Origin of the sequence: Amycolatopsis rubida (assembly GCF_900115345.1) — a bacterium.
GTDB lineage: Bacteria > Actinomycetota > Actinomycetes > Mycobacteriales > Pseudonocardiaceae > Amycolatopsis > Amycolatopsis rubida.
On the sequence record NZ_FOWC01000002.1, the window covers coordinates 371,299 to 393,107 of the forward strand.

The following is a 21,809-nucleotide window of genomic DNA, read 5'->3' on the forward strand; positions in this document are numbered from 1 at the left end:
TGTTATGGTCCATTTCCGTGCGTGCGGAGTGGGCCAGTTCGCTGAGTGAAGACCTCCATCTCGACCTGCGCGGGCCTCGCCTGCGCGACGGTCTGATGGAGGCCCTGCGCGACGCCATCCGCACCGGACGACTGGCCCCAGGAGCGAAACTGCCGTCCAGCCGCACGCTCGGCACGGATCTCGGCATCGCCCGGAACACCGTGGCGCAAGCGTATGCGGAACTCGTCGCCGAAGGCTGGCTCACCGCTCGGCAAGGCGCCGCAACCCGGGTTGCCCCGCGCGCCGAGATCGCGCCCGCACCGACTGTGCCGAAGCCCGCGTCGCGACACCGCATCGAGCACGATCTACGCCCCGGCCAACCCGACCTGTCCGCGTTTCCCCGCGCAGACTGGCTTAAAGCCGCGCGCCGCGCACTGGCCGACGCGCCAGACGACGCATTCGGCTACGGCGGTCCGTATGGCCGTCCAGAGCTACGCGAAGCCGTAGCCGCGTACCTCGCCCGTACGCGTGGCGTACGCGCGCACCCGGACCAGATCATGATCTGCACAGGTACGTCGCACAGTCTCATCGTGCTCGCCGAAGTACTGAAGCAACGTGAAACTCAAGCGGTCGCCGTAGAGTCGTACGGCCTGCAGGTACATCGCGCGCATCTCGCCAAGGTCGGCCTCGACACTCCGCAGTTGCCGGTGGACGCCGACGGTGCGATGGTCGAACGCCTCAACGACCTGCCCGGCGTCGGCGCGGTTCTGCTGACGCCGTCGCACCAGTTCCCCACTGGCGTCGCCCTGCATCCGGACCGCCGCGCCGCAGTGGTGGACTGGGCGCGCCGGACTGGCGGCCTGGTGCTGGAGGACGACTACGACGGCGAGTTCCGCTACGACCGCGGCCCGGTCGGCGCGATGCAGGGACTCGATCCGGAGCACGTGATTTACCTGGGCACCACAAGCAAAGCGCTCGCCCCGGGGCTGCGGCTGGGCTGGATGGCGCTGCCGCCGCGGATCGCCAGCGCCGCCGCTGAGATCAAGGGCGAACGCGACCCGTTCTCCGGCGTGCTCGACCAGCTCGCCATGGCCGAATTCATCACTTCGGGCAGCTACGACCGGCACATCCGGGCGATGCGGCTGCACTACCGCCGCCGACGCGACCAGCTCGTCGCGGCGCTGGCCGAGCAGGCACCAAACACCCGGGTGACCGGGCTGGCCGCCGGTTTGCAGGTACTGCTGAACGTCCCGTCCGGCGAGGAGGACGCGGTGGTGCAGGGGTCCGCATGGCAGGGGCTGGCCATGCACGGGCTCGGCGCGTTCCGCCACCCCGACGCGCCCGCGGACCGCGACGCGCTGGTGATCGGCTACAGCACCCCGTCGGCCAGCGCGTGGGCGGGCGCGCTGGCCGCGTTGTGCCGGGTGCTGCCTTAGCTCACTCGACGCCGAGCATGACCTCGGTCGACTTCACCAGCGCGGTGACCGGCTTGCCGACTTCGAGTTCGAGTTCCTCGGCGGCGTCCTTGGTGATCGACGCGACGACGGACTGTCCGCCGTCGAGCTGAACTGTGACCACGGTCATGACCGCACCGGGCTGGACCGCGGACACGGTGCCGGTGAGCTGGTTGCGTGTGGACAGACGCATGGCTGGGAACTCCTTCGAAACTGGACAGAACACGGCCACAGTAAAGGGAAATATCCGGTTTCGCTGGCACCGTCCCTGGCGGTCCGCAGCAGGTGCGGAGGCAGTCACCCGACCGTGCCCGCAGGTGCTGCCCGCCTGCCGGGGGCGTGCCGATTCCGCGTTTTCACAAGTTTGCCGCGCCGCGGAGCGGGTAGCCGAAGTGCGAGGGGCACGAAAGGGAGGACCCGTCGTGAACGACAAAGCCGAGAACAAGGCCGAAGAACTCAAGGGTCGCGCCAAGGAAGCCGTGGGCAACGCCACGGACAACGAGCAATGGCAGGCCGAAGGCAAGGCGGAGCAGGGCAAGAGCAACCTGAAGCAGGCCGCCGAGAAGGTGAAGGACGCGTTCAAGAGCAGCAAGGACTGACGCGACGCCAGCGAAGCCCGGGGCATCCATGCCCCGGGCTTCTTCTTGCCCGCAAACTTGCGTGACAGGCAAACTTTGCGCGATACGCAAGTAACGCGCTACAGTGGCCCCATGACCGAGCGACCGAGCCTGCGAGACCGCCGCCGCCAAGAGACCCGGGTCGACATCTCCTGGGCGGCAGTCCGGCTCACCGTCGAGCGCGGTCTGTCGAACGTGACAATCGAGGACATCGCCCGCGAAGCGGGTGTTTCGCCGCGCACCGTCAACAACTACTTCTCCAGCAAAGCCGAAGCGATCGTCGCGCGGCACCAGGACCGGGCTCGCGGGATCGCTGATCACCTCCGCGCGCGCCCGGCGTCGGAGCCGCTGTGGACCGCGCTGCGGGAAGCGTCGCTAGCGCAGCTCGACGCCGACCGCGGCACCTCCCCCGGCGGCGGGAACGATCCGCAATGGACAGCCGGGGTCCAGGTCATGATCGCCGAACCCGCACTGGCGGGCGAATTCCTCAAAGCCAATGTCGCGGCCGAAGAAGCACTGGCCGAGGCGATCGCGGAACGCCTCGGCGCGGACGTCCACGATCTCCGCGTCCAGCTCATCGCCACCACCGCGGGCGGCGTGCTGCGGGCAGTCATCCAGGAGTGGCTGCGCACCGCCCCGTCCGCGGACTTGACCGCCATCGTGCACCGGGCGTTCGACGCGCTCGCCGAGGTGCTTCCCTGATCCCGCAAGGAGATCTCCATGTCCGACATCGTCATCGCGGGCGCCGGGCCGAACGGCCTGATGCTCGCCGCCGAACTCTGCCTCGCCGGGGTCCGCCCCGTCGTCCTGGAGCGGCTCGCCGAACCTGACGGGCTCCGCCGCGCCAACGGTCTCGTCGGCCAGGTGGTGCCGCTGCTGCACCGTCGCGGGCTGTTCGAGAAGCTCGCCGGGGCCGGCGAACCCACGCCGGCGCCGCGGTTCGTCTTCGGCGCTTTCCCGATCGAATTCGCCGACCTGCCCAGAAATCCGATGTATCTCGTGTCGCGGCCGCAGCACGAGATGGAGCAGATCCTGGCCGGACACGCCGCCTCGCTCGGCGCCGAAATCCGCCGCGGCCACGAAATCACCGGCTTCACCCAAGACGAGAACTCGGTGACCGCGCAGGTGCGGGGACCGGACGGGCCCTACGAGATCGCCGCCGAGTACCTGGTCGGCGCGGACGGTGGACGCAGCACGGTGCGCAAGCTCGCCGGAATCGATTTCCCCGGCGTCACCTGGGACGAAACCGTGTCCCGCAGCGCGAATGTCCGGCTCCCGCGATCCTTCGCCGATCCGGTGACCGGCGGGCTGAAGCTGGCGACCGGCGTCCTCCCGCCGTTCCAGCACCACCGGATGGAAACCGGGTTGTTCGTGTTCGCGCCGTTCGACCCGGCGAACCCGGTGCTGTCGGTCACCGAACACAGCGGTGCCGCCGATTTCGCCGAGGACGATCCGCTGACCATGGAAGAACTGCGCGGGAGCGTGCGGCGGGTGCTCGGGGTCGAGCTGCCGCTCGAACCGCCGTCCGGTCCCGGCCCGTTCCTGCTGCGCAGGCTGTCCGGCGGCAACACCCGGATCGCCGAGACGTACCGGCGGGGCCGGGTGCTGCTGGTCGGCGACGCGGCCCACGTGCACTCCGCGCTCGGCGGCCCCGGGCTCAACCTCGGTCTCCAGGACGCGGCGAACCTCGCGTGGAAGCTCGCCGCGGAGGTGCGGGGCTGGGCTCCGCCTGGGCTGCTCGACAGCTACCAGGCCGAACGCCGCCCGGTGAGCGAGCGCGTCGTGATGCACACCCAGGCACAGAGCGCACTCGTCGCGCCCGGCCCGGAAGTCACCGCGCTGCGCGAGTTCTTCGTCGAACTGCTCGCCTCTCCGGACACGCGGCAGCACATCGCCGACCTGATGTCCGGCGCGGACATCCACTACGGCACCGACCCGAACAGCGGCCGCTGGGCTCCCGACTTGCCGCTTGCCGACCCGGGCCCGCTCACCGCCGCCTACCAAGCGGCGCGCCCGGTGCTGCTGGATCTGACGCCGGGCGCTGTGCTCGCCGACGTGGCCGCGCCATGGGACGACCGCGTGACCACCGTGTCCGCCGCGGCAACTGACGAGGCACCCAGCGCGCTGCTCATCCGCCCGGACGGGTACGTCGCCTGGTCCTCCACCGACGCCGAGCCAGACGTCGAAGCGCTTCGGGCCGCGCTCACGCAGTGGTTCGGCGCACCGGTCAGGTCAGCCGTGTCGTCGCCACGTTGACGAGCGCCCCGGCCGGGAGCGTGCCGTCCGGGGCCACCAGCGACCGGGACGCCACCTTGAACGCGGTCCGCAGCCCCATCAGCTGCGTCTCGTCCAGGGCTTCGACCTGGTAGTAGGTGTCGTGGCAGACCTGCCAGACCGAATCCGGCGCACCGGAGAGGTCCACCAGCAGCTGGTGCCATCCGACCGGTGCGAACCCGGCCGGGCCGAGCAGCGCGTCGAGGCCTTCGCGGGTACGGCTGCGCGGATCGCCGGAGACCGGTACCTGCCGGTCCTCGGCCACCACCGCGAAAAGCGGCCGGGCGACCTTCAGGAACACCTCAAGGGCGTCGGTCCCGCCACCGCCCACACCGATCACGAAGGCGCCGCCGGGCCGCAGCACGCGGGCGGTTTCGGCGATCACCTTCTCGACGTCGGACATGAGCATCAGCGCCATGTGCGACACGACCGTGTCGTAGCTGTCGTCCTCGAACGGCAGCTCCTGCGCACGGCCTGGCCGAAGGTCTGCGTCGGCGAGCCCGGCCCGGCCGCGCGCGAGCTCCAGTTGCTTGGCGGAAAGGTCGATGCCGGCGAGCTTCCCGGTACCGCGACCGGCGAGCACCGCCAGCAGCGCGCCGTCCCCGCAGCCGAGGTCGAGCACGCTGCCGGGACGGCCGACGTGGTCGGCGAACGCCTCGTACACCGAGCGGCCGTCGACCCGGCCCCGCCCGGCCAGTTCGGACGCGGCTGCCGGGTTCCGGTCGTGAAAATCGCGGAGGAACTCTTCGGCGGGCGTCATCATGCCCGAGACGGTAGCGCGAACCATCACTTCAGCAGTTCGGTTTGGGCCAGGTCGACGCACAGCCCCGCCGGAAGCCGTCCGTCCGCGGTGCGCAGGTGCTCGGTTTCGGCGAGGAAGGCCGAGCGCAGCCGGGCCAGCTGAGCGTCGTCGAGGGTGTCGGTCGAGTAATACGATTCACAGCACAACGTCCACACCTCTTCCGGCTCGCCGGTCAGGTCGATCTCGTACGGCTCCCAGGAAACCGGCGCGAACCCGGCAGGAGCGAGCACCTCGTCAATCCCCTCGCGGTTCGACGTGCGCCGCTCGGCGGTGTAGGTGGCCTGCCGTTCTTCCGGCACCTCGCGGAACAGCGGCCGGGCCAATTCGAGAAACACCGGCGTCGCACCAGTCGATTCGGGACCACCGACGACGGCCGCGAAGGCCCCGCGCGCAACCAGCACCCGCGCGATCTCGGCAGCGACCGCCTCCGGATTGTCCATGAGCATGAAGGCCATGTGCGACACGACCGCGTCGTAGCTGTCGTCCTCGAACGGCAGTTCCTGCGCCCGTCCGTGATGCAGCTCCGCACCGGCCAGCTCGGGCCGTTGCCGGGCAAGGTCGAGCTGGCCGGAAGACAGATCGACGCCAGCGAGCTTTTCCGCACCACGGCGGGCTAAAACGGCCAGCAGCGCACCGTCGCCGCAACCGAGATCGAGCACCCGCCGCGCGGGCGCGACCCGATCGGCCAGCACCTCGTAACTCGTCCGGCCGTCCCCGGTCACCCGGCCGGACTCGATCAGCACGGACATCGCGTCCGGTTTGCGATCGTGGTACTCGCGCAGGTAACTCTCCGCGGCAGAGGTCATGCTCCGACGGTAGCGAATTCCTGGTACCCCTGTGGCATGGACGAAGAAGCTCTGCTCGGCATCGATGTCGGCACGACCGCGGTGAAAGTCGCGGCGTTCGCGCCGGACGGCCGGGAGCTCGCGGCGCACTCGGTGCCCTGCCCGATCGCGCGGCCGCGTCCCGGCTGGGCCGAACAGGACCCGGAAGACTGGTGGCACGCAACGGAAACCGCGCTGCACGCGGTCCTTTCCGGACTCCCCGCCGGCGCGGTGCGCGCGGCCGGGATCGTCAGCCAGGTCAACACCCATCTCCTCGCCGGCCGAGACCTGCGGCCGCTCACCCCGGCGGTGATCTGGCAGGACCAGCGTTGCGCGGAGCTCGCCGCGGAACTCGACGCACGCTTCACTGACGACGACAAAAAACGCATCTGGGGCGGGCCGATCGTGCTCGATGCGTCGTTCGCCGGGGCCCGAGCAGCGTGGTTCGCACGCGAGCATCCGGAGCTGTGGTCCCGTGCGCGATGGATGCTGAGCCCCAAGGACTTCATCGGCGCGCGGCTCACCGGACGCGTCGCGACCGACCTGCTGTCCGGCGTGCGCATCGCGGGTGCGTCCGGCTATCTGCCCGAAGCGGTCGCGCTCGTGGACGGACTCGGCGACCGGCTGCCGGAACTGCTCGCGCCCGAGGAACCCCTCGGTCACGCTGCCGTACTGGGCGACGCTCCGGTCGTCGTAGGGACCATGGACGCGTTCGGCACCGTTTTCGGTACCCGCACAACAGAACCGGGCCGCGCGATGGTCGCCTGCGGGACGTCGCTGGTCGTCGCGGCCGCCTCGCACCGGCACGAATCGGTCCGCGGCCTGGTCACCTTCCCGCCCCGCGGCGAACTCGTCGTGCACGCCGGACCCACTCAAGCCGCGGGCGACGCGGTGCGCTGGTGGAGCCGAGCGTCCGGACTGTCCGTACCGGACGTGTTCGCTTCCGCCGCGGAAGGCACGTCCGGTGTCGTATTCCTGCCGCACCTGCAAGGCGAACGCGCTCCGCTATGGGATCCGGATCTTCGCGGCAGTTTCCTCGGGCTGACCTCGTCCACCACCACCGCGGACCTGTCGCGAGCCGTCCTCACCGGAGTCGCGTTCTCCGCGCGGCACGTGCTGGAAACCGTCGAGGAAGCCTGCGGCGAACCCCTTCCGTCAGTGACGTTCTCCGGCGGCGGCGCACGCAGCGACCTCTGGACCCAACTCCACGCCGACGTGCTGTCCCTCCCCGTCGAACGCCTCCGCGTGCACGACAGCGCCGCGCTCGGAGCCGCCCTGCTCGGCGCAGTCGGCGCAGGCCGGTACCCGGACGTCGAAACCGCCGCGGCCGCGACCGTCGCCGTCGAGCGCACCTTCACCCCCGAGACAGACCTGACCGGCCTGTACGAGGCGTATCGCGCGGCGCACGAAGGGCTCGCAAGAGTGCACGAACGGCTGGCGCGATGGTGATCTAATGGCCGGCATGGAGACCCTCCGCTACGGCAGCGAGCCCAGCCAGTTCGTCGAACTCCACGGGGACCCTGGCGGGCGGGGCACCGCGATCCTGCTGCACGGCGGATGGTGGCGCGCCCGGCATGACCTGCACCAGCTCGACCCGATGGCGGCCGACCTGGTCGCCGCGGGCTGGTACGTGGCGAACGTCGAGTACCGCCGCATCGACGGCGACACCGGCGGCTGGCCGCAAACCCTGGACGACGTACGAGCCGCGATCGCCGCCGTCGAACGTCCGGCCGCGCTGCCGACGGTCGCGATCGGACACTCCGCGGGCGGGCATCTGGCGCTGCTGGCTGGCGGACTTTCCGGGGTCGTCGCGTTGGCCCCGATCACCGACGTCCCGCGCGCCCGGGCCGAGGAACTGGGCGAAGGCGCCGCCGGGCTGTTCCTGACCGGCGACGACCCCGCGGCCTCGCCGATCCGGCGCCTCCCGATCGGGTGCCCGCAGCTCGTCGTGCAGGGCGACGCCGACGTCCGGGTCCCGGCGGCGCACAGCCGCGACTACGCGGCCGCGGCGAAGGCGGCCGGCGACGACGTGGACTACGTCGAACTTCCCGGCGTCGACCACTTCCGCCTGATCGACCCGGCGGACCAGCCGTGGCAGCCCGCCCGCGCATGGCTCGACCGGCGGTTCAGCTGACGTCCGCCTCGACGAACCGGCGCCCGGCGGTGTTCTCGACGACCACCGCCACCACCTGCGCCGGGTCGACGACCGCCGTGCCGTAGAGGTACGCACCGTCCCGGGCCGCCCGCTCCGAGACCATCCAGCCGCCCGCGACCTGGCGCTGGCCGTCCTTGCCGAGGACGACGAGCAGGCATTTCTCCCCGGCCGGAATCCCCGTCACCGAGCCGTCCACGCGCACCCAGCCGGGTTGCGGCACGATGTTCGCGGTGAGCCGGGTCCTCCCGCTGGCATCCGCGCCGGAAACGACCTTCGTGCCAGGAACCGCGCTGGTCAGCGGCGGCGTAGTCGGCACCGCCACCGCGGGCCCGGAAGAACTGCGCCCCACCATCACCCCGGCCCCCAACGCGACCGCGGCCACCACGACCGCGGCCAGGATCGCCATCGCCCGTCCCCGTCCAGCCCGCGCGCGCGACTCCGCGCGAACCCGGTCCACGGTCCGCTGCATCACCAGGTCCGCCCCCACCGGCGGACCTTCCAGCAACGCCTCCGGCGGCAGCTCGCCGAGGAAACTCTGCACCTCCCGCAGAGACGCGGCCTCCGCGCGGCACCGCTCGCAGCCGTCCAGATGCGCCTCGACCTCGCGCTGCTCGCCCGCCGCGAGCTGACCGGACAGGTATCCCGCCAGGTCGACGTGTTCGTCGGCGGTGTTCATCCGGCCACCCCTTCCGCTCGCCGGAACTCTTCCCGCAACGCCCGCAACCCGTAATACGAGCGGGACTTGACCGTGCCCGGCGGAATCCCGAGCCGCTCCGCCGCTTCCGCGACACTGCGCCCCTGCAGATACATCTGCTCAAGCACCTCGCGATGCTCCGGAGAAAGCCCGTCGAGCGCGGCGAGCACCACCATCGAGTCCACGACCTGATCGGCATGATCCCGCTCGACCGGCCCGCCCGACGGCGACTCGGCCACCTCCTGCGGCCGCGCCTCCTTCGCCCGGACCCGGTCGATCACCAGGTTCCGCACGACAGTGAGCAACCACCCGCGCACCGACCCACGCCCGTTGACCAGGCTGTCCGGACTCCGCCACGCGCGGACGAGCGCCTCCTGCACCACGTCCTCCGCCGCCGCGCGGTCGCCGAGCAGCCGGGCGGCGTAGGCGAGCATCGCCCGCCCGTGCTCCTCGAAAAGCGTGCGGACCAGCGCCTCGTCCGCAACCGCCCGCCGGTGACGGGCCCTGAACCCGGCCATGCCCCGATCATCCTCCCGGGCAGGGCCGATTGTCGCGCGGCCGACGGGTGTTGCTTCCCGCCCGGTACCGCTGGCTCTTTGTCCGGGCGCTCCGGACGGTTCACCTCCGGTGATCGCTGGTGCAGTTCCCCGGCCGGACGCCGGACCTGTTCCGGACCGGGCGGCGGCTCCCCGATCGATACCCGCCCACCAGCGTGGTTCCGCCGACACGATCGGGGAACACACCGCCTGCGGGCCCCGGACGTGGGCTAAGTTCGCACCTGATCCAGCCGGAAGGCTTGCTCACCAGGTCGGCGCACGCCGGTGCCGTGCACTGGGATCACCGTCCCGGCCGCCCGACCGCCCTGGAGCCGCCGGGAGCGCTGCGCACACCGCCCTCCCGGCGGCTCCGGGGAATCTTGGGCCTGTTCCGCTCCCGGCCTTCGCGGCTGTTTTCGGCTCCGACGGCACCGAGTTTCCGCGTCCGGGCGGGCTCTGCTGCAGTTCGTTCCGGGGGAGTTCGGGGTTGCGCCACCACGGCAACTCTCCCCGCCGCTCGCTCCAGCACATTCGAGACTGCCCGGCCACGGCAACGCTCACCGCCGCCCGCTCCAGCACATTCGAGACTGCCCGACCACAGCAACGCTCGCGGAAAGAGCGGCCCATCCCCATCGCGGCCGAGCAACTCTCGTCACCACCGCGATCCGGAACGGGCAACTCTCACTGGCACCGCAGCAAGCAACCATCGCGTCCGAGCAGCCCTCGCCAACCCCGCGATCCGGTACCCTCGCATCCCCGAAACTCCGGCAAGGCTGTGCTGCGGCCACACCGGAACGTAGCGATGCCCCCAGCAAACGTCCGCCGGCCGCCCACGAACGCGGGCGGTCATCCTCGGCTTGCCAGCTTCTCCGCAGGCCGCCGTTCAACGTCCAGCCACGCCGGCCCATCGCCCGCGAGCCTGTCGGTCCACAAAGGACTCAAGCGGCAGCCGCGCCGAGGTCCGTCAGCACAACCGGGCTCGCCGGCGCTCCTCGGCGGCGGGCGATTCGCACCAGGCCCCGGCGGCGCAGGCGGTCCATCGCCTGCGTCTCCCACAGCGGAACCCGTCCGCCGACCGACCACAGGTAACACTCCCCGGCGAATCCGTTGTGGACCACCACCAGCCCGCGCCGGACGTCGTCCAGTGCGTGTACGTCCTCCGCGACGAGCACCATGACCGGCTCCCTCCGTCCCCTTCATGGTGAAACGTCCGGGGCCGCCGGCACATCCGGGAATCCACCTCAGGGGTCCCTGGAGAAATGGGGTCGCCCTCGCCTCGCGGACCTGGCAGGATCGGGCATTGTGCGGCCGCCGACGATCGCGTGCGACGAGTCCGGCTCCGAAGGCGTGAACCTGATCGGCGCGAACACCGCGGTATTCGCGCACGCCGCCGTCCGGATGGAACCCGCGGCCGCCGCGGAATGCGTTGCGCGGCTGCGGGAACTCATCGGTTCGCCCGCGCTCGAGTACAAAGCCAACCACCTCCTGCGCGCCAAAAACCGCGCTGCCCTGGAGTGGCTGCTCACCGAGCCCCTCGCCGATGCCGCCAGCGTGCTGCTCGTCGACAAAGCCCTGTTCCTCGCCGGCAAAATCGTCGACCTGCTCGTCGACCAGGCCCCCTACCCGGAATGCCTGCGACACCGTCCGGACGCCCGCGCCCGCGCCTTGCACCAAGACGGCCCGCGCCTGCACGGCACCCAGCGCTGGAACGAATTCCTGCGCTCGTTCACCGGGCTGCTGCGTACCTCGAACCGCCGCCTCCCCGCGACCACTCCGGCCGAGTTCTTCGCCCAGACGGACGTCCTCGGCGAACTGGCCGCGGCTCGCCCGCGGGTGACCGCGTTGCGCGCCGAACTCCTCGCCGGCCCCGGTCTCGTCTCGCCGATCGACCCGTTGATGCCCGCACTCGCCGACACGATCGCGTTCTGGCGGCCGGAAGAGGTCATCCACGACGAGCAGCCGTCTCTCACCTCGGCCCGGCTCGCCCAGCTGCTCGATCCGGTGCCGCGATGGCGATTCGTCGACTCGAGGGCCGAACCGCGGGTCCAGATAGCTGATTTCCTGGCGGGAGTCGCGCGGCGGCTGACCGAGGACACCCTGCACGGCGACGGGGACCCGGAGCTGGTCAAGCTACTGCGGCCGTATGTGCTTCCGGCATCGGTCTGGATCGGGGATCCGGCGGACTAGCTGCCCGCGCCATCGCAGCGGTGGCTTGACGCGGTCACAAATCCCGCGGGTTGACGACGTGCACCGCGGCTTCCTCCGCCGAGGCCGCGCCGCCGTCGATGCCGATGTCCGAGGCGTACAGCTCGGCCTCGGCGTCTGGGCCGAAGCCCGCGTTGGCGGCCACCAGGCGGCCCGCGCGGAAGTCGCCGACCTCGTCGTCGACGAGCTCGCCGTCGGTGTCGTCGGTGTCGCCAAGGCCGTCGCCGCCGGTCGCGCGGATCTCCGGGAGTTCGCGGGCCAGCCTGCCCGCCCAGCTCTCCCCGGCGGCTTCTTCGGCGGCGGTAGTGCCCCAGTCGCGAGTCGCGAGCGGACGTTCCGGCGGCGAATAACCCTCGTCGTAGGGGTCGCCGTCCTCCAGGGTGTCTTCGGGATCCAGCACGCCGGTGTCGGCGTTGTCTTCGATGTCGTCGTCCACTGCTCCTCCTTTCCGCGTGCCCAGGCTACTGCCGCCCGCTAGCCTGTGCGCTCACGCCGGGTGGAGGAACGATGACTCAGTGGAGCGGTCCCACGCTGATCGCCGTGTTCGCCGGATTCGGGCTGGCGTTAGTTTTGGTGGTCCCGTATGTCGCGATCAGCTATCGCAAACGCGGTGAACTCGGCCTGCTGCGCGCGATCGCCGCGCCGACTTTCCTCGTGTATTGCTTCGCGCTGGTCACCTACACGCTGCTGCCGCTGCCGGACGTCGACGCGGCGTACTGCGCGACGCACGAAGCGCTGCGGCACCCGGTGTGGAACCCGCTCCAGTTCCTCGAAGACATGCGGCAGTTCAACACCGGATTGCTGGACAATCCCGCGCTGCGCCAGGTGTTGTTCAACGTCGCGTTCTTCGTGCCGTGGGGCGTGTTCGTGCGGCGATTGTTCGTGCGGAGCATCGGTTTCGCCGTCGTCAGCGGGTTCTTCGTGTCGCTTGCCATCGAGACGACCCAGCTGACCGGCGTGTGGTTCCTGATGGAGTGCCCGTACCGGCTGTTCGACACCGGCGACCTGCTGTCCAACACCGTCGGCGCGGGGGCCGGCGCGCTTCTCGCGCCCGTGCTGCGGCGCTCCGGACGGCTGCGTCCCGCCGACGAACCACGCCCGGTCCTTGCCCGGCGACGACTGCTGGGCATGGTGCTCGACCTGATTTCGGTGACGCTGGCGGGCGTCGTGCTGAGCATGATCGCGCTCGCCGTGCAGTACGTCACCAAGGGCACGCTGCAGAACAACACGCTGATCGACGACGTCCTCGGCCGCTGGGTGCCCACCGCGGTCCTGTTGCTGCTCGTGCCACTGGCGGGCAACGGCGCGACGCCTGGTCAGCGCGCGGTTCTGCTGACGGTGGTGCGCGCGGACGGACGGCCACCGTCGATGCTGCAGTCGATCGTCCGGTTCCTGATCGGTTCAGGCGGCTACTTCATCCTGGTCGGCTTGGACTCCGGGTGGACCTCGCTGTGGCTGCTGGCGCATCTGGTGTTCATGATCTTCACCCGGGGACATCGTGGCCTGACCGGGCTGGTGTGCGGGCTGTCCGTCGTCGACACGCGGGCGGTGGACCGGGAGCCGGTCGCCCCGCCAGGGTGATGTCGTTTTTTCGCGAGGTTTCGTGCGCGGGGCGGGGCAGACTGGTCGGCGTGTACGAGGAGACCGAACGCTGTATCCGCGCGGTGCAGTCGAAGGACGACCGGTTCGACGGGTGGTTTTTCACCGCGGTGCTGACCACGGGGATTTACTGTCGGCCGAGTTGTCCGGTGGTGCCGCCCAAGGTCGAGAACATGCGCTTCTACCCGAGCGCAGCAGCCGCGCAGGCCGCCGGATTCCGCGCCTGCAAACGCTGCCGGCCCGACGCGTCGCCCGGTTCGCCGCTGTGGAACGAACGCGCCGACGTCGTGGCACGCGCGATGCGCCTGATCGGCGACGGCGTCGTCGACCGCGAAGGAGTGCAGGGGTTGGCTACGCGACTGGGGTACAGCGTCCGGCAGGTGGAACGCCAGGTGCGGGCCGAACTGGGCGCGGGCCCGCTCGCGCTGGCTCGGGCCCAGCGCGCCGAGACCGCCCGGTTGCTGATCGAAACCACGACGATGCCGATGAGCGATATCGCGCACGCGGCGGGGTTTTCGAGCATCCGGACGTTCAACGAAACCGTGCGTGCGGTCTTCGCCCTGACGCCGAGCGAACTGCGCTCCCGAGTCCGCGGCGGCAAGCGGACCAAGTCGCAGGGAGTGCTGTCGGTGCGGCTCCCGTTCCGCCGGCCGCTGTGCCCGGACAACCTGTTCGGGCACCTGATCGCCACCGCGGTCCCGGGCGTCGAGGAATGGCGCGACGGCGCGTACCGCCGCACCCTGCGACTGCCGCACGGCCACGGCGTGGTGTCGCTCCGCCCGGAGCCGGACCACGTCGCATGCCGCCTGAGCCTGACCGACCAGCGCGACCTGGCCGCCGCGATCAGCCGTTGCCGCTGGCTCCTGGATCTGGACGCCGACCCGGTCGCCGTCGACGAACAACTCGCCACGGACCCGACCCTCGCTCCCCTGGTGGCCGCCGCACCCGGCAGACGCGTCCCGCGCACGACCGACTCGGCCGAGTTCGCCGTGCGTGCCGTCCTCGGCCAGCAGGTCTCGACCGCGGCCGCCCGCACCCACGCCGCGCGCCTGGTCCTGGCACACGGCGCCCCGATCGAGGACCGCGAAGGCGGCCTGACGCACCTGTTCCCGTCGCCCGAGTCGCTGGCGGAACTGGACCCGGAAACGCTGGCCATGCCGAAGTCCCGCCGAGCGACCCTGCTGGGTCTCGTGTCAGCCCTGGTCTCCGGCGACGTCGATCTGACCGCAGGCGGCGATTGGGTCCACGCCCGCGCGCAGTTGGCCGCGCTGCCCGGCTTCGGCCCGTGGACGGTGGAGAGCATCGCCATGCGCGCCCTCGGCGACCCGGACGCCTTCGTCGCGAGTGACTTGGGTGTGAAAGTCGCCGCCGAAACCCTAGGCCTGCCACCAAGTCCAGCCGCCTTGATCGCGCACGCCAGCCGGTGGCAGCCGTGGCGCGCGTACGCGGTCCAGCACCTCTGGGCGACCGGTGACCACCCGATCAACCGTATCCCCGCGGAGGAATCGGCATGACCGTGGTGCACACCGTCATCGACAGCCCTGAGGGCCCGCTGACCCTCATGGCCCGCGACGGCGGACTGGCCGGCCTGTACATCGGCGACGAGCAGTACCGCCCACCACGCGCCGCCTTCGGCGACCGGGACGACCGCCCGTTCGCCGCGGCGGCCCGTCAGCTGAACGAGTACTTCGCCGGTGACCGGGTTGAGTTCGACCTTCCGTTAGCTTTCAGCGGCACTCCTTTCCAAGAGACGGTGTGGCGGGCGCTCCTGCAGATCCCGTACGGCGCGACGACGACCTACCGAGAGCTGGCGGAGTCGATCGGCCGCCCGACGGCGTCCCGTGCGGTCGGCCTGGCGAACGGCCGGAACCCCATCGGCATCGTGGTGCCGTGCCACCGGGTGCTGGGCAGCAACGGATCGCTGACCGGCTACGCGGCTGGGGTGGAGTGCAAGCGGAGGTTGCTGGAACTGGAGCGGGGCGGGCGGGTGGTTGCGGGGTGAGTTCGGGGGGCCGAGCGGCTGGCCGTGGCTCGGGTGAGTTGGTTCGGGTCGGCTCAGGGCGGCACCGGATTGGCTTGGGTCCGAGCGGGGCTCGCTCGGTTCGGCGCGAGGCTGACTCGGCTCGGCGCAGGACTGGCTCGGCTCGGCGCAGGACTGGCTCGATTCGGCGCAGCGCTCGCTCGATTCGGCACAGCGCTGGCTCGGCTCGGCACAGGACTGGCTCGATTCGGCGCAGCGCTCGCTCGGCTCGGCACAGCGCTCGCTCGATTCGGCACAGCGCTGGCTCGGCTCGGCACAGCGCTCGCTCAGCTCGGCACAGCGCTCGCTCGATTCGGCACAGCGCTCGCTCAGCTCGGCACAGGACTGGCTCGATTCGGCGCAGCACTCGCTCAGCTCGGCGCAGGGCTGGCTCAGCTCGGTGCAACACTCCCTCCAGCTCGGCGCAGCACTGGCGCGGCTCGGCGCAGCACTCGCCAACCCGCGGCGGGTTCCGCGGCTGGCGGCCGGCACCGCGGGGCCGGGCACGGCTCGCCGAATCGGCGCGCGCGTGGCGCAGCTTCGCGTCCACTATCGAGCCGGGGCCAGACTGGCTCGGATCGGTGCGACGAACCGGGCTGGCATGGCTCAAGCCGGACTCGCTTGACTCTGGCCGGACGGAGCGAGGATGGCTGGGATTGGACCGAGCCGTCACCTGATTTCGTCCCACCTGCGCGGTTCGCTTCGCTCAGCTCGCCCGAAGGTCGGGCCCGGCTCGGGTATGGGCCCGTTTCAGGTTGTCTCGGCCGCTTGCCTTCACCGCTCATGCGGTGCGGTTCCGGCTCGTCTTCCACCATGGGGTTCGGCCGTTTCGCGCCAGCCGTGACCGAGGCTCAGCTGAACCAGCCGTTCACCGTTCCGAAGTCCAGGGCGCCGGTCACCTCCCCATAAGTCCCTTGCTTCAGCACCTCTGCCGCCGCGTGGTGGGCCAGGGAGTAGGCCGCCTGGGCGATCGACGTGCCGACACTCACCCGGCGCACGCCAGCCGCGGCCAGGTCTGACACCGGGGGTGCGCCGGGTCCAGCCATGGCGCTTACCGGGATCGGCGAGGACGTTGCCAGTTCCGCCAGTACCTCGACGTCCACCAGGCCCGGGACGAAGATGCTGTCCGCTCCGGCGTCGGCGTAGACACGGGCTCGGGTCAGTACATCGTCGAAGCGACCGGCGGGTTCGCCGACTCCGAAGAGGTACACGTCCGTCCGGGCGTTGATCCACAACTCCGAGAGACCGGCTGTCGCGGCGGCGCGGGCCGCGGTGAAGCGTTCTGCCTGTTCGTCGGGAGTGAAGAGAGTGGCAGTTCCGGCACGGGAGTCTTCCAGGTTCACGCCTACTGCGCCCGCCTCGATGACGCCTCGCACGGTTTCGGCGACGGCTGAAGGGGCTAGGCCGTAGCCGCCTTCTACGTCGGCGGTTACCGGGACTTCTACGGCTGCGGCGATTTGGGCGATCACCGTCAGCATTTCCGCGCGAGAAAGATGCTGGCCGTCGCCTCGGGCCAGGGCCCAGGAGACGCCTCCGCTGGTGGTGGCGATCGCGGGGGCGCCTGCGCGTTCGATAGCGACCGCACTGCCTGCGTCCCACGCGTTCGGCAGCACCAGGACATCAGTCGCGTGCAGTTCGCGGAAGAGATTTGCCTTGTCTTGCAACGAGTTCACGAGGTTCCTCCCCAGTGGCGAGCCCCAGGCGGGGCAACTGCGGAGGAACGTATCAGCGGGCACCGACAAAAACCGGTGCGGAAAGAATCAGGGGAGGTCGAAGCCCAGTTCGCGAGCGGCCTCGGCGGGGGTCGGCTGGGTCCAGCGGCGGGCGACGGCTTCGTGGGTGGACAGCGAGCGCGGTTCGGCTCGGTCCAGGTACAGGACGCCGTGCAGATGGTCCGTCTCGTGCTGGACGATTCGTGCTGGCCAGCCGGACAATTCCGCGTCCAGCGCCGCGCCGGTTTCGCTGGTGCCGCGAAGCCGGATCCGCAGGGGCCGCGCGACGACGGCCTGCCATCCGCGCACGCTGAGGCAGCCCTCGAAGAACGCGGCGGTTTCGTCGCCCACTCGGGTGTACTCGGGGTTCACCAGCACGCGGAACGGCAACGGGACGATCCCGCGGGTGGCGAGGGTGGATTCGGCGACGCCGGGGCGTTCTCGGGCACCGTCCTCGACGACCGCGATCCGGACCGACAAGCCGATCTGCGGCGCGGCGAGGCCGACGCCGGGTGCCGCGTGCATGGTCTCCTTCATGCCCTCGATCAGCGCGGAAAGCAGTTCGTCGCTCAGTTCGCCCTCGTACGGGCGGGCGGCAGCGCGCAGCACGGGGTCGCCTGCCTGCACGATCGGCCACGGCAACGGCTGGGCGAGCAGTTTCTCGACCTGTTCGGCAAGCACCAGCGAACCCCTCTCCAAGGGCAACGGGACAGCGGCATGATCGCACCCGCGCGGAGCACGACACTCGCCCGGGGATCAGGCAAGCTGGCAGCCGTGGCCTACGACGTGAACGCGATCCGCAAGCACTTCCCCGCGCTCGAGAACGGCGCTGCCCACTTCGACGGTCCCGGTGGCTCCCAGGTCCCGGACATGGTCGGCGAAGCAGTGTCCTCGACCCTCTGCGCCGCCATCGCGAACCGCGGCACCGTCACGGCGGCGGAGCGCCGCGCGGACGGCGTCGTGCGCGAAGCCCGGCAAGCGGTCGCTGACCTGCTCGGCGCGCGTGCGGAGGGCGTCGTGTTCGGGCGCAGCATGACCCAGGTGACCTACGACTTCTCCCGCACGCTCGCGAAGAACTGGGGCCTAGGCGACGAGGTCGTGGTCACCCGCCTGGACCACGACGCCAACGTCCGGCCGTGGGTGCAGGCGGCCGAAGCGCGCGGCGCGACTGTTCGCTGGGCGGACTTCGATCCCGAGACGGGCGAGTTGCCGACGTCATCGGTCGCGGAACTGCTTACTGACCGGACGCGGCTGGTAGCGGTCACTGCTGCTTCAAACCTGCTGGGCACGCGTCCGGACATTCCCGCGATTGCCGACGCGGTCCGCGAAGCAGGTGCGCTGAGTTACGTGGACGGCGTGCACCTGACGCCGCACGCGCTGGTCGACATCGCCGCACTGGGCGCGGACTTCTACGCCTGCTCGCCGTACAAGTTCCTCGGACCGCACCTCGGCCTTCTCGCCGCCGCACCGGGTCTTCTGGAGACGTTGCAGCCGGACAAGCTGTTGCCGTCGAGCAACGCGGTTCCGGAGCGTTTCGAGCTGGGTACGTTGCCGTACGAGCTTCTCGCGGGCACTACCGCAGCTATCGACTTCCTCGCCGAACTCGTGCCAAGTGAAGGCAGCCGTCGGGAACGTTTGCGTACGTCGATGACGGCGCTTGAAGAGCACGAAGACGCGCTGTTACAGCGATTGGAAGACGGGCTCGCCGCTCTGCCGCGCGTCGTTCGGTATGGCTCGCCGACGCGTCGCCGTACGCCGACAGTGTTGTTCTCGGTCGCCGGGCTGACGCCGCAAGCGGTGTACGAGCGTCTCGGCGCGCGCGGGGTCAACGCGCCTGCTTCGACGTTCTACGCCATCGAGTGCGCGCGGCACCTCGGTCTTGGCGACACTGGTGCCGTACGCGCTGGCATCGCGCCGTACACGACTCCAGCGGAAGTCGATCTGCTGCTCGCTGCTGTTGCGGAGCTGTGAATGAGCATTGAGACGACTGTCGACGGACAGGTCACCACCATCACCATCAACCGGCCGGAGAAGCGGAACGCGCTCACGAAGGCGATGTACGTCGCCCTCGCGGACGCCTTCGACGCTGTCCGCACGCCTATCGCTGTATTGAGCGGAGCCAGCGGTGCGTTCACTGCGGGTAACGACCTCGGCGACTTCCTCGCGCACGAAGCCGGTGACAGCGCGAAGACGCCCGCACGGGTCTTCCAGGAGGCGCTACTCGCGACGCAGGCAGTAGTCGTCGCATCAGTCGACGGCCCCGCTGTCGGCATCGGCGCAACTCTGCTGCTGCACTGCGACCTCGTCTACGCCACCGAACGCAGCTACCTGCAGTTCCCGTTCGTACCGTTGGGACTGGTGCCGGAGTTCGGCAGCAGTTACGCGCTGCCGCGTCGAGTCGGTCCGCAACGCGCGACGGAGCTGCTGCTGTTCGGAGAACGCCTGCCTGCGGTCGAAGCGGCGCAACTCGGGTTGGTCAATGAAGTGCTCCCTGACGAGACAGCGCTCGGTAAGCGCGTCTCAGAACGCGTCGCGACACTCGCCGAACGGTCGGTACGCGCGGTGACGACGACGCGCGCACTGTTGCATGACCGCACCGACGAGAGCGTCGAAGAGCGAATGGACTCGGAGTCCAAGCACTTCGCCGAACTGCTGCACGACCCGGTCACAGTCGCCACGTTGCGCGCGAAGCTCGACAGGCGTTAGCGACGGCGGCGCTTGTCCACGGCGGCGTCGAGAACTGGACCTAGCTCCTCGACAACGCTGTCGAGCGCCGTCACCGCGTGCTCGACCCGGGCCAGCACTAAGGCTCCTTCAAGCGCGCTGATCATCAACACTGCCAACGAAGCAGCGCGCGCCGCCGGTACGCCCATCTGCTGCAGCGCGGACACGATGGGCTTTCGCCACTGCGCGAAAGCGTCGTTTGCGCGCTCACGCAACGGCTCGCTCGACGCCGCCGTGTCGGTGACGGTGGCCACCAACGGACAGCCGTAGTCGTAGCCGATCTCTAGGAACTCTGCGCGCCAGTACTCGACTACCTCAGCGAAGAGCGCGGACGGCGTCGGGTCTGTCAGAGAGTCCATCGCGCGCGTCACGCGACGTGCGGCGTAGCGGCCCGCCCAGTCGATCGCTTCGCCGAACAGCTGTTCCTTACCGCCCGGGAAGTAGTGCTGCAGCGACCCCCGCGGTGCCTCGGCATGCGCTACCACCTCGCGCATTCCGGTTCCGCTCAAACCCTGCGTACGCAGCAACTGCGCAGCGCTGAAGACCATCCGCTCGCGCGCCGGCCGTTCCGTCATCGAGCGTCTCCTCCGTGACCGTCAGCTCGTACTCGTTCTCGCCGCCGTACCCGGGCACGAAGCGGAACCCGCACGCCCGCAGCAATCCTTCCGCAGCGACATTGCCCTCCTGCACGGTGGCGTGCAGCTTCCAGCCGCGCCACCGCTCCGCGGCCAGCCGGACCAAGCCGCTGCCGATGCCCAGCCGCTGCCATCGGTCGGCGACGAGCAGCCCCAGTTCGACGCGGCGATCGTCCTCCGGGACCGCGTTCAGCAGCCCGGCGGGCACCTCCGAAACCTCGGCGACAAGGGCCGTGCCGACCAGGAGGAATCGCTGATACCTGGACAGGACCGCGGCCGGCTCGATCGGGCCGCCGAGGGTGAACCGGCGGCTCAGCGATGCCGGCGAGCAGGCGCGGACGAGATCGGCCACGGAACCGGCGGTGGCCGGTCGCACGGCGGTCATGACAGTCGTCATAACCCGAGGGTGGCACGCGGCTGCGGCTATGACAAGCGTCATGGGAGATGTCACGCTGCCGACACGACCCGCGCGGCCCGCCGGTACCGGGACCGGCGGGCCGCCACCGGTTTCGGGCAAGGAGAATTCACTGATCGTATCCGCGATACCCCATCGGCGGTAATTCCACCGATTAATCGGGACTTGACCACGATGCGTGTCCGCTGGGCCTCTTCGGGTGAAAACGGTTCCCGATACCTGCCGGGAACGCGTTTCTTCCTTATATTTTCCTGGACGCTCCGGCAGGCGAGCAAAGGAGACACGGCCATGACCCAGTCGCTCGAGGTTCCGACGAAGGAATTCTGTCTCGACTGGACGATGGACGGGGCCAATGGCGGCAGGGTGCACTTCACCCTGTCCGGCCAGGTGAGCCTGTTGGACGGCAAGCGGTTCTACAAGGTCGACGGCGTGCTGTACATCGCCGACGGCAGCGCGTACTGCCGGGAGATCGGGAACCCGCGGCTGCACGTGCGGCGCAACGGCGTCGAGGAGACCGGACGGCAATGGGGCTGGGAAGCGATCAGTTCCCGCAAGAGCGCGAACCGGCTCTGCACAATGGACGGTTATTTCGTGCGGACGGGCTACTGGGCACCCGCCGATCGCAGTATCCAACTCGGAATCGTCGCCGAACACGGGGTCATCCGGCGTCGTTCGCACAGCCCGACGGCGACCATTCGCCTGGTTGACTGAATGGTTCCCGGATATCGGGAGCGCACCCTCGGTTTGCGCTCGGCAATGACCCGATTCCAGGCCGGACGGCAGTGAACTTTTCGCGAGCGGCCCCGGGCAGACGCGTCCGCCCGGGCTGTCCGCGACGGAAACCCCCGGTTGCCCGCCGGCGAACTTCCGGCGCACAGTCGTGCCCACCGCTGCCGCAAGATCGCTTGCCCGCCAACGCGAACCGCGCGAATCAGACGATCCGCCGAGCGACCGCGGCGCCGAACCGCCGGTGCCGCAACCCATCCAGGGCCGAACCCGGCGAAAGGTCAACCCGGGCAACGCACTGAACCCGCGAGACATTGGCCTGGACCACTCGGCGCACACCGCGAACCCGTGCCCGCGCAGCCGCAACCTCCGCTCGTCGTCACCCACACGGGTAATCGCTGGCCTGGAGGTAAGCGAAAACACACCGGATCCCCAGGA

The 21,809-nt window shown here is 70.1% G+C and carries 24 protein-coding genes; 13 read left to right on the plus strand and 11 right to left on the minus strand.

Annotated features, from left to right (window positions below):
* The first annotated feature begins 17 nt into the window (after nt 1–17).
* A complete protein-coding gene (gene pdxR, locus BM362_RS10465; RefSeq protein ID WP_093572961.1) occupies nt 18–1,415 on the plus strand; it encodes a MocR-like pyridoxine biosynthesis transcription factor PdxR in 1,398 nt (465 codons plus the stop codon).
* 1 nt (nt 1,416) lies between these two features.
* Here the strand turns inward: pdxR and BM362_RS10470 are convergent, their stop codons facing one another.
* Nucleotides 1,417–1,626, minus strand: a complete 210-nt coding sequence (locus BM362_RS10470; RefSeq protein ID WP_067580482.1) for a TOBE domain-containing protein — start codon at nt 1,624–1,626, stop codon at nt 1,417–1,419.
* A 229-nt stretch (nt 1,627–1,855) separates the two neighbouring features.
* Between BM362_RS10470 and BM362_RS10475 the strand changes: the two genes are divergently transcribed.
* The 3 genes from BM362_RS10475 (at nt 1,856) to BM362_RS10485 (ending at nt 4,306) form a co-directional block, all read left to right on the plus strand.
* Nucleotides 1,856–2,032: a CsbD family protein gene (locus tag BM362_RS10475; RefSeq protein ID WP_067580480.1), complete on the plus strand. Its 177-nt coding sequence runs from the start codon at nt 1,856–1,858 to the stop codon at nt 2,030–2,032.
* A 111-nt stretch (nt 2,033–2,143) separates the two neighbouring features.
* Nucleotides 2,144–2,752: a TetR/AcrR family transcriptional regulator gene (locus tag BM362_RS10480; protein ID WP_067580478.1), complete on the plus strand. Its 609-nt coding sequence runs from the start codon at nt 2,144–2,146 to the stop codon at nt 2,750–2,752.
* An 18-nt stretch (nt 2,753–2,770) separates the two neighbouring features.
* Nucleotides 2,771–4,306, plus strand: coding sequence for an FAD-dependent monooxygenase (locus tag BM362_RS10485; RefSeq protein ID WP_093572962.1), 1,536 nt, complete (start codon nt 2,771–2,773; stop codon nt 4,304–4,306).
* On the opposite strand, the gene BM362_RS10490 is transcribed toward BM362_RS10485, so the two are convergent.
* Both BM362_RS10490 and BM362_RS10495 read right to left on the minus strand, forming a co-directional pair.
* A complete protein-coding gene (locus BM362_RS10490) occupies nt 4,278–5,087 on the minus strand; it encodes a class I SAM-dependent methyltransferase (RefSeq protein WP_093573408.1) in 810 nt (269 codons plus the stop codon). The two genes, BM362_RS10485 and BM362_RS10490, sit on opposite strands and share 29 nt — an antisense overlap.
* A 23-nt stretch (nt 5,088–5,110) precedes the next feature.
* Nucleotides 5,111–5,932: a class I SAM-dependent methyltransferase gene (locus BM362_RS10495; protein WP_067580474.1), complete on the minus strand. Its 822-nt coding sequence runs from the start codon at nt 5,930–5,932 to the stop codon at nt 5,111–5,113.
* 36 nt (nt 5,933–5,968) lie between these two features.
* Between BM362_RS10495 and BM362_RS10500 the strand changes: the two genes are divergently transcribed.
* Complete coding sequence (locus tag BM362_RS10500) at nt 5,969–7,399, plus strand: xylulokinase (protein ID WP_093572963.1); 1,431 nt, start codon at nt 5,969–5,971, stop codon at nt 7,397–7,399.
* A gap of 13 nt (nt 7,400–7,412) precedes the next feature.
* Nucleotides 7,413–8,084 (plus strand): alpha/beta hydrolase family protein, encoded by a 672-nt coding sequence (locus BM362_RS10505; protein ID WP_244287110.1) that lies wholly within the window; start codon nt 7,413–7,415, stop codon nt 8,082–8,084.
* Here the strand turns inward: BM362_RS10505 and BM362_RS10510 are convergent.
* From BM362_RS10510 to BM362_RS10520, 3 genes are all read right to left on the minus strand, one after another.
* Nucleotides 8,077–8,781, minus strand: coding sequence for an anti-sigma factor family protein (locus BM362_RS10510; protein WP_093572965.1), 705 nt, complete (start codon nt 8,779–8,781; stop codon nt 8,077–8,079). The two genes, BM362_RS10505 and BM362_RS10510, sit on opposite strands and share 8 nt — an antisense overlap.
* Nucleotides 8,778–9,317 carry a sigma-70 family RNA polymerase sigma factor gene (locus tag BM362_RS10515; RefSeq protein WP_067580464.1) on the minus strand — a complete coding sequence of 180 codons (540 nt, stop codon included), beginning with the start codon at nt 9,315–9,317 and terminating at the stop codon, nt 8,778–8,780. The genes BM362_RS10510 and BM362_RS10515 overlap by 4 nt, the downstream gene beginning before the upstream one ends.
* 956 nt (nt 9,318–10,273) lie before the next feature.
* Nucleotides 10,274–10,510: a hypothetical protein gene (locus tag BM362_RS10520; protein WP_067580462.1), complete on the minus strand. Its 237-nt coding sequence runs from the start codon at nt 10,508–10,510 to the stop codon at nt 10,274–10,276.
* 127 nt (nt 10,511–10,637) lie between these two features.
* On the opposite strand from BM362_RS10520, the gene BM362_RS10525 reads away from it, so the two are divergent.
* The gene (locus BM362_RS10525; RefSeq protein WP_093572966.1) at nt 10,638–11,522 is read left to right on the plus strand and encodes a DUF3800 domain-containing protein; all 885 of its coding nucleotides are present in this window, start codon (nt 10,638–10,640) and stop codon (nt 11,520–11,522) included.
* Between the two features lie 34 nt (nt 11,523–11,556).
* Here the strand turns inward: BM362_RS10525 and BM362_RS10530 are convergent, their stop codons facing one another.
* Nucleotides 11,557–11,976, minus strand: coding sequence for a DUF5709 domain-containing protein (locus tag BM362_RS10530; protein ID WP_093572967.1), 420 nt, complete (start codon nt 11,974–11,976; stop codon nt 11,557–11,559).
* A gap of 71 nt (nt 11,977–12,047) precedes the next feature.
* Between BM362_RS10530 and BM362_RS10535 the strand changes: the two genes are divergently transcribed.
* The 3 genes from BM362_RS10535 to BM362_RS10545 are packed head-to-tail and all read left to right on the plus strand — an operon-like array spanning nt 12,048 to nt 15,141.
* Nucleotides 12,048–13,121 (plus strand): VanZ family protein, encoded by a 1,074-nt coding sequence (locus BM362_RS10535; protein WP_093572968.1) that lies wholly within the window; start codon nt 12,048–12,050, stop codon nt 13,119–13,121.
* A gap of 50 nt (nt 13,122–13,171) precedes the next feature.
* Nucleotides 13,172–14,653 (plus strand): AlkA N-terminal domain-containing protein, encoded by a 1,482-nt coding sequence (locus BM362_RS10540; RefSeq protein WP_093573409.1) that lies wholly within the window; start codon nt 13,172–13,174, stop codon nt 14,651–14,653.
* The gene (locus BM362_RS10545) at nt 14,650–15,141 is read left to right on the plus strand and encodes a methylated-DNA--[protein]-cysteine S-methyltransferase (RefSeq protein ID WP_093572969.1); all 492 of its coding nucleotides are present in this window, start codon (nt 14,650–14,652) and stop codon (nt 15,139–15,141) included. Before BM362_RS10540 ends, BM362_RS10545 begins: the two co-directional genes overlap by 4 nt.
* 869 nt (nt 15,142–16,010) lie before the next feature.
* Here the strand turns inward: BM362_RS10545 and BM362_RS10550 are convergent.
* Nucleotides 16,011–16,832, minus strand: a complete 822-nt coding sequence (locus BM362_RS10550; RefSeq protein WP_093572970.1) for an isocitrate lyase/PEP mutase family protein — start codon at nt 16,830–16,832, stop codon at nt 16,011–16,013.
* An 87-nt stretch (nt 16,833–16,919) separates the two neighbouring features.
* Nucleotides 16,920–17,552 (minus strand): peptide deformylase, encoded by a 633-nt coding sequence (locus tag BM362_RS10555; RefSeq protein ID WP_198545294.1) that lies wholly within the window; start codon nt 17,550–17,552, stop codon nt 16,920–16,922.
* 93 nt (nt 17,553–17,645) lie between these two features.
* On the opposite strand from BM362_RS10555, the gene BM362_RS10560 reads away from it, so the two are divergent.
* Together BM362_RS10560 and BM362_RS10565 are read left to right on the plus strand one after the other, a co-directional pair.
* Nucleotides 17,646–18,842 carry a cysteine desulfurase-like protein gene (locus BM362_RS10560; protein ID WP_093573410.1) on the plus strand — a complete coding sequence of 399 codons (1,197 nt, stop codon included), beginning with the start codon at nt 17,646–17,648 and terminating at the stop codon, nt 18,840–18,842.
* Entirely contained in the window at nt 18,843–19,577 is a 735-nt protein-coding gene (locus BM362_RS10565; protein ID WP_067580453.1) for an enoyl-CoA hydratase-related protein, read from the plus strand.
* Here BM362_RS10565 and BM362_RS10570 read toward each other — a convergent pair.
* Entirely contained in the window at nt 19,574–20,089 is a 516-nt protein-coding gene (locus BM362_RS10570) for a TetR/AcrR family transcriptional regulator (RefSeq protein ID WP_244287111.1), read from the minus strand. The genes BM362_RS10565 and BM362_RS10570 overlap by 4 nt on opposite strands.
* The gene (locus BM362_RS10575) at nt 20,022–20,615 is read right to left on the minus strand and encodes a GNAT family N-acetyltransferase (RefSeq protein ID WP_244287112.1); all 594 of its coding nucleotides are present in this window, start codon (nt 20,613–20,615) and stop codon (nt 20,022–20,024) included. The genes BM362_RS10570 and BM362_RS10575 overlap by 68 nt, the downstream gene beginning before the upstream one ends.
* Nucleotides 20,616–20,933: 318 nt before the next feature.
* On the opposite strand from BM362_RS10575, the gene BM362_RS10580 reads away from it, so the two are divergent.
* Nucleotides 20,934–21,356, plus strand: a complete 423-nt coding sequence (locus tag BM362_RS10580) for a hypothetical protein (protein ID WP_093572972.1) — start codon at nt 20,934–20,936, stop codon at nt 21,354–21,356.
* The last annotated feature ends 453 nt before the right edge of the window (nt 21,357–21,809 follow it).